At 33.9% G+C, this 6,462-nt stretch carries 9 protein-coding genes; 7 read left to right on the top strand and 2 right to left on the bottom strand.

Going from position 1 to position 6,462, the window contains the following annotated elements; all coding sequences use genetic code 11:
• The first annotated feature begins 259 nt into the window (after positions 1-259).
• Both J7K39_02445 and J7K39_02440 read left to right on the top strand, forming a co-directional pair.
• Entirely contained in the window at positions 260-559 is a 300-nt protein-coding gene (locus tag J7K39_02445; protein MCD6178740.1) for a nucleotidyltransferase domain-containing protein, read from the top strand.
• Complete coding sequence (locus J7K39_02440) at positions 552-899, top strand: DUF86 domain-containing protein (GenBank protein ID MCD6178739.1); 348 nt, start codon at positions 552-554, stop codon at positions 897-899. Before J7K39_02445 ends, J7K39_02440 begins: the two co-directional genes overlap by 8 nt.
• Before the next feature lie 109 nt (positions 900-1,008).
• Here J7K39_02440 and J7K39_02435 read toward each other — a convergent pair whose 3' ends face one another.
• Entirely contained in the window at positions 1,009-1,515 is a 507-nt protein-coding gene (locus tag J7K39_02435) for an FKBP-type peptidyl-prolyl cis-trans isomerase (GenBank protein MCD6178738.1), read from the bottom strand.
• A gap of 274 nt (positions 1,516-1,789) precedes the next feature.
• Between J7K39_02435 and J7K39_02430 the strand changes: the two genes are divergently transcribed.
• From J7K39_02430 to J7K39_02415, 4 genes are all read left to right on the top strand, one after another.
• Positions 1,790-2,308, top strand: coding sequence for a TlpA family protein disulfide reductase (locus tag J7K39_02430; protein MCD6178737.1), 519 nt, complete (start codon positions 1,790-1,792; stop codon positions 2,306-2,308).
• Positions 2,309-2,425: 117 nt separating this feature from the next.
• The gene (locus J7K39_02425) at positions 2,426-3,073 is read left to right on the top strand and encodes a 30S ribosomal protein S16 (GenBank protein MCD6178736.1); all 648 of its coding nucleotides are present in this window, start codon (positions 2,426-2,428) and stop codon (positions 3,071-3,073) included.
• A gap of 69 nt (positions 3,074-3,142) precedes the next feature.
• Entirely contained in the window at positions 3,143-3,679 is a 537-nt protein-coding gene (gene rimM / locus J7K39_02420) for a 16S rRNA processing protein RimM (GenBank protein ID MCD6178735.1), read from the top strand.
• A gap of 1 nt (position 3,680) precedes the next feature.
• On the top strand, positions 3,681-4,400 hold the full coding sequence (locus J7K39_02415) for a methyltransferase (GenBank protein ID MCD6178734.1): 720 nt from the start codon (positions 3,681-3,683) through the stop codon (positions 4,398-4,400).
• Positions 4,401-4,404: 4 nt separating this feature from the next.
• On the opposite strand, the gene J7K39_02410 is transcribed toward J7K39_02415, so the two are convergent.
• Positions 4,405-5,721 carry a metallophosphoesterase gene (locus J7K39_02410; GenBank protein ID MCD6178733.1) on the bottom strand — a complete coding sequence of 439 codons (1,317 nt, stop codon included), beginning with the start codon at positions 5,719-5,721 and terminating at the stop codon, positions 4,405-4,407.
• Between the two features lie 114 nt (positions 5,722-5,835).
• Between J7K39_02410 and J7K39_02405 the strand changes: the two genes are divergently transcribed.
• Positions 5,836-6,441, top strand: coding sequence for a rhomboid family intramembrane serine protease (locus J7K39_02405; protein ID MCD6178732.1), 606 nt, complete (start codon positions 5,836-5,838; stop codon positions 6,439-6,441).
• The last annotated feature ends 21 nt before the right edge of the window (positions 6,442-6,462 follow it).

The following is a 6,462-nucleotide window of genomic DNA, read 5'->3' as shown; positions in this document are numbered from 1 at the left end:
TTTATAAAAAAAGCCACTTGAATTTCTTCAAACTATCCCTAGCTAAGCTTAATTTCTAATTAAGCTTGAAATATATTGCGGTCTCCCGACCGTATTACATTTTAGACAATTATTTGTCAGAGACAAATTCAAATATCCAACCTAATCTGGAGATTAGGCTGAGCGATAGTAAGAAAAAAATAAAGTCGGGGCGCGACTTCAAAATCTTAATTGGCATTTTAGCTAAAAAAATTATATCTTTGAAATAATTATTTTTCAGATGAGCGATTTAGACAACATATTAGCATACCTCCTCCTAAATAAAGATAGATATTATAAAGAGTATCATCTTAAGAGAATAGGTGTTTTTGGATCTATAGCCAGAAATGAGCAAAATGAGAATAGCGATATTGATCTAATTGTTGAATTTAAAAAAGACACCGCCGACTTATATTTAATCAAGCAATTAATAAAACGTGACCTTGAAGAGAAATTTAACCGTTCTGTCGATATTTGTCGCGAAAAATATCTAAAACCATATTTCAAAAAGCAAATCCAACTAGAAGCCAAATATGTCTAAAACCTCACATAAGGATTTTGGCTGTTTACTAAGCATTAATGAGTCTATCGATAAGATATTTCTTTATATCGAGAAATTTAATGATGCTGACGAATTTTTTCAGGATTCAATTTCTTTTGATGCTACAATGATGAACTTTATCATAATTGGAGAAATGGCCGATAAATTATCTAATGAATTTAAAAGTTCAACAGAATCGCAGATTGATTGGTTCAAGATAAAAGGATTTAGAAATATTATTGCTCATAATTATTTTGGCATTGATGCCGAGGAAGTCTGGCAAATAATACACAATAGTTTAGCAAGCTTAAAAGCGGATATTGAAAAAATAATCCGATAAGGGAGCAATACATAATAATCGGGGCGCAACTCCAAGTCGCACTCCGAATTCCTACAAAAAAACCGCCTAAATTTCTTTAAACGGTTTTCATTATTTTTTTAGTTGTATACTAATGCTGATGTCCACCAGCACCGTGAACATGACCATGCTCAATTTCCTCGGCACTGGCTTCGCGAACCTCTACAACTTCACCCGTAAAATATAATCCTTGACCGGCAAGAGGGTGATTAAAATCCATTTTCACAGTATTATCGGTAATTTCAAGAACTAAGCCGTTTAATGGCTGTCCGTGTTCGTTCTGCATAGGAATAGTAACTCCAACTTTTAAAAATTCCTCATCAATTTTTCCTTCAACTTCAAAAATCTTCTTATCAAGATCAACAATAGCTTCAGGAGTTTTCTCACCATAACCTTCTTCGCTACTTAAAGCAAAATTAAAAGTATCGCCAACAGCTAAACCTTCAAGATTCTCTTCAAACTTTGGTAAAAGAGCTCCAACACCAAACAAAACAACAAAAGGTTTGTCTTTAGTTACTTCCTGAACCAACTCACCTTCAACATTATCCTTACTTAGGATATAAGTCATACCAACGACTTTATTTTTTCCAACTTTCATCTGCATATATTTTTTTATAAAGGTCAGATGGAACTCGCATGTGAGCTCATAGGCTTATTCCTAATTTAAATCCATCCGACATACTGTTAAACGAACATGCTCGTTTCATTCTATATAAATTTATTAATATTCATAAATAATTTAATCGGCAAAAGTACAGCCAATTTTTTAATTATCAATAGCTTGTTAAAAAACTACAAAATATTAAATAAAACACTGTATATATGTTCATTTTTAACTATGTTTGGGCGTCAAAACACAAATATTATCAACTATGTTAAAAAAAATATCTATTATTTTTCTCCTAATTATTGGATTTTCCATTTCAACATTAAATGCTCAAAAAAATAGTCAAAATCCGGAAAAAGAGCTCTACGCAAAAAATTTTATAGGTAAAAAAGCTCCTGATCTGAACATTGAAGGATGGATAATTGAAGCAGCTGAGACCGATGGAAAATTTATTTTGGTCGATTTTTGGGCTACTTGGTGCGGACCATGTCGAAGAGCTATCCCTGAACTAAACGAATGGCATCATAAATATGCTGATAAACTTGTAATAATTGGACTTAGTGATGAAAATAAAGAGAAAATTAAATCTATGAGTTCACCAAAAATTGAATATGCTAATGGCTACGATACTGAAGGCTATTTAAAAAATCAATTACAAGTCAGGGGAATTCCTCACGTTATACTCATTAATCCTGAGGGGTTTATCGTTTGGCAGGGCTTCCCAAAATTACCCGGTTTTGAACTTACACCCAAAGTTTTAGAAGACTTAATCGGCTGGAATTAGAAACTGTCTGATTCTCAAAAAAATATTTTCAAAATAGCTTCCTATTTCATTTATTAATTACGATATTTGCAGCCGTTTTCGTAACGAAAAATTTAATTAATTAAAAATTAAGCAAATATGCCAGCAAAAATTAGATTACAACGATTTGGTAAAAAAGGAAAACCTTTTTATCATATCGTTATTGCAGATGGTCGTGCACCACGTGATGGTAGAAGTATTGAAAAAATCGGAACCTACGATCCACTTACAAACCCAGCTACTATCGAATTAGATTTCGACAAAGCTTTAAATTGGATTAAAGTAGGAGCTCAACCAACAGATACTGTTAGATCCATTCTCTCGTACAAAGGAGTTTTGTACAAGAATCACCTATTAAAAGGTGTTGCCAAAGGAGCTCTGACAGAAGAGCAAGCCGAAGTTAAATTTAACGAGTGGTTAAAAGACAAAGAATCAAGAATTAATGCTAAAAAATCAGATTTAGCAAGTACAGCACGCGATGAGAGAAAGACTCGTTTAGAGGCTGAAGCCAAAGTGAACGAAGCACGTTTGGAAGTACTTAATAAACGTAAAGCTGACGAATTAGCTGCTATTGAAGCAAAAGCCGCTGAAGAAGCTGCTGCTCTTGCTGCCGCTGCTGCAGAAAAAGAAGCAGAGAAAGCTGCAAAAGAAGAAGCTGCTGCTCCTAAAGCTGAAACTACAGAAGCTGCTGAAGAAGTTAAAGAAGCTCCTGCTGCTGAAGAGACTAAAGAAAAAACTGCTGAATAAGCATTTTGGAATATATCTAAAGCCGTTCGCTCAAAGTGAACGGCTTTTTTTTGCTAAATTTGTAAGTATATGGAAAAAGAAGCTTGTTATTATTTAGGAAAGATAACGCGAACAAACGGAAATAAAGGTGGTGTATCTATCTTTTTAGATGTTGATAACCCTCAAGAATACAGCAGCTTAGATGCTGTATTTGTAGAAATCAAAAAACAACTTATCCCTTTTTTTATTAAAGAAATATTAATTCATACTTCCAAAAATACGGCCATAGTATATTTTGAAGATATAGAAGATGTGGAAGCGGCCTCCTCACTTACCAATAAAAATTTATACCTTCCCCTTGCAAGCTTACCAATATTAAAAGGAAATAAATTCTATTTTCATGAAGTTATTGATTTTCTTTTGATAGATGAAATATTTGGTAAAATAGGAAAAATTAAAGATATACTGGAATACCCAAATCAGGCTTTATTCCAAACTTTTTATAAGGAAAAAGAAGTTCTTATTCCTATCAACGATCAGTTTATCAACAAAGTTGATAGAAATAAAAAAGAGATACATTTAACTCTTCCCAAAGGGCTTTTAGAAATTTATATTGAAGATAAATAATATGTCGATAGATTATTTTCAATTTAAACAATTTATTGTCCACCATCTTTACAGCACGATGAAAGTGGGAACCGATGCTGTTTTATTAGGGACTCTTTCTGACTTGCCAATAGATGGGAGAATTTTAGATGTAGGAACCGGAACAGGAGTAATTTCACTTATTCTTGCTCAAAGGTGCAAAGCTCAAATTACCGCTATCGACATCCATCAAGCCTCCGTTTGGGAAGCACGCGCCAATTTTAAAGAAAGTCCTTGGAGCGATCGCTTAAAAGCACTGATGATTCCTTATCAGCTCTATGCTGCTCAAGGAAATCCTATACAATACGATCTTATCATTAGCAACCCTCCATTTTTTGAAAACGATTTAAAATCTGCGGATAAAAAGCGAAACATGGCGCGCCATAACGACAATTTAAGTTTCCGTGATTTTCTTTTAGCAAGTCGGAATTTTATTAGCAAGAAGGGGAAATTATGCCTAATTCTACCCCTAACCGAAGGCAAACTATTTATTGAAGAAGCCAAGAACTTTGGGTTCTACCTTCAGAAGCAAATCGAGATAAAACCAAAGCCGGAGAAAGAAGCGAACCGTTTGATTTTAAGCTTTGGCAATCAGGTTATGGATAAAGTCCAAGAAAAGTCTATTACCATCCGCAATAGCGATAATAGCTATACTGAGACCTATAAAATCTTAACGGAAGATTTTTATGTTTCGTTGAAGTGAGAATCTAAACAAGTTCTATTAAAGTAATCTCAGGACGAATTCCAACTCTACCCGGAAAACCGATTGCTCCAATCCCACGGTTGACATATAAATAATGCCCATCTTGCACATAAAGCCCTGCCCAATGTTTATAAAGATATTGTGCCGGACTCCAACGGAAATAAGGTGTTTCTATGCCAACCTGAAAACCATGAGTATGCCCGGATAGCGTTAAGTCAATATGCTGATAATGCTCCAAAACTTCAGCTTCCCAATGTGTTGGATCGTGAGTCAGCAATAACTTTATAGCGGAATCAGGAATTCCGGTTAAAGCCTTATCTAAATCACCAAAACGAGGAAAACGCGGATTGATACTCCAGTTTTCGACACCTGCTATTAATAAGTCTGCATTTTTTATGTGAAGAGTAATATTTTCGTTTCTTAATAATTTCCAATCTAAACTATTATAAAACGCCAACAGATGTTCAAAATTTTCCTTCTCTTCTTCAATACTATCCCAATGATGGTATTTTCCGTAATCATGATTCCCAAGAATACAATAAACACCGTATTTTGCTTTCATCTCCTGCAGCTCTTCAAAAAAAGGATAAGCTTCTTCGGTAATACTATTCACCAAATCACCGGTAAAAAAAATAACATCAGGCTTTAAGGCATTAATTTGATCAATGGCTCTAATTAAAGGCTCTTTATTAGCCCAAGTTCCCAAATGGAAATCGGAAATTTGTACAATTCTAAACCCACTCAAATCATTTGGTAAGTTTTTAATCTTTAGCTTTTCGCTAAAAGTTTTAAAATCATAATTGCCATGCAACATCCCAAATCCCATACTTCCAAGAACTACTCCACCCATTGCCAATCCTGTATTCACTAAGAATTTCTTTCGTGTTATTGCATTTTTCTCCTTACGTCTTTTTTTGCTGCTGAAAAATAATTTAGAGGCTTGGAAAAGTCTAATGACATCGGCAAAGAAAATAAATATCACAGGAAGTATAAGAGAGACAATAAATGTAAAAATAACACCAATAAAATATATTCTTAAAAAAGGAGGCCAAGATTCCAAAGGCTCAAAAATTAAGGCTAAACCACCAACAAACAAAAGCATAACAGGCAACCAAAACACAAACCCAAGCAATAAACGAAAGATAAATGAAAGCTTTTTAAGCTTCGTCTTAATAGCTGTCCACACATAAAAATGAAGAGCAATCAAAAAGGTGGTAAATAAGTAAGGCATTTTAAATCCCGGAAAATACTTAAATACAATATAGCCCAAGAAAATAATAAGTAAAACGACTAAAAGGCTATATCCAATTTTTTTAAGCATACCGGAAATATTAAATTTTGCCTGCAAAAATAAGCATTTCTACCAGACAAAAATGATGTTGAAAATTGGTTTAACAAAATCTAACAATCTCTTATTTTTCTGTAGATTTGCGCTATGACTATAATTCTACTTTTACTTACAGTGATTATTTCTGTAATTGCTTTTAACCGACCGGATATTTTCAACAAACTAAAGTTTAGTCCTTACCGAACAGCTCACCAGAAAGAGCTTTGGCGTTTATTCAGCTATGGATTTATTCATGCCGATTGGGTTCATTTAGGAGTTAATATGTTTGTACTTTATTCTTTTGGAACCTTAGTATCATCTTATTTCGAACTTGTTTTTCAAGGAAAAGACATCTTTTACTTTCTACTACTATATTTTGGCGGACTTTTTATTTCTGCTGCTCCAGCTTTTGGAAAGCACAAAGACAATATTTACTATAATTCAGTAGGTGCTTCAGGTGCCGTTTCGGCTATCGTATTTTCCAGTATCGTTTTTGATCCTATGAATAAAATCTACCTTTTCTTTATTCCCATAGGCATTCCAGCCATTATCTTCGGAATCCTTTATTTAGTGTATTCTGCTTATATGGATAAAAAAGGGAATGACAATATCGGTCACGATGCACACTTTTGGGGAGGCATTTATGGCTTTGCGCTAACCATTGCTCTCAAGCCCGATTTATTTAATCACTTTCTCTATCAGATATTTGGGTGAGTCAAGCTCAAAATTATTAGA

Source organism: Bacteroidales bacterium (assembly GCA_021157585.1).
In the GTDB taxonomy this organism is placed as follows: domain Bacteria; phylum Bacteroidota; class Bacteroidia; order Bacteroidales; family UBA12170; genus UBA12170.
This window is presented reverse-complemented; position numbering and strand designations above follow the sequence as displayed.

What these genes read in the sequence shown, in the direction of transcription:
- J7K39_02445 (MCD6178740.1), top strand. Translation starts at nt 260, where the DNA reads ATGAGCGATTTAGACAACATATTAGCATACCTCCTCCTAAATAAAGAT.
- J7K39_02440 (MCD6178739.1), top strand. Translation starts at nt 552, where the DNA reads ATGTCTAAAACCTCACATAAGGATTTTGGCTGTTTACTAAGCATTAAT.
- J7K39_02435 (MCD6178738.1), bottom strand. Translation starts at nt 1,515, where the DNA reads ATGAAAGTTGGAAAAAATAAAGTCGTTGGTATGACTTATATCCTAAGT.
- J7K39_02430 (MCD6178737.1), top strand. Translation starts at nt 1,790, where the DNA reads ATGTTAAAAAAAATATCTATTATTTTTCTCCTAATTATTGGATTTTCC.
- J7K39_02425 (MCD6178736.1), top strand. Translation starts at nt 2,426, where the DNA reads ATGCCAGCAAAAATTAGATTACAACGATTTGGTAAAAAAGGAAAACCT.
- rimM (MCD6178735.1), top strand. Translation starts at nt 3,143, where the DNA reads ATGGAAAAAGAAGCTTGTTATTATTTAGGAAAGATAACGCGAACAAAC.
- J7K39_02415 (MCD6178734.1), top strand. Translation starts at nt 3,681, where the DNA reads ATGTCGATAGATTATTTTCAATTTAAACAATTTATTGTCCACCATCTT.
- J7K39_02410 (MCD6178733.1), bottom strand. Translation starts at nt 5,721, where the DNA reads ATGCTTAAAAAAATTGGATATAGCCTTTTAGTCGTTTTACTTATTATT.
- J7K39_02405 (MCD6178732.1), top strand. Translation starts at nt 5,836, where the DNA reads ATGACTATAATTCTACTTTTACTTACAGTGATTATTTCTGTAATTGCT.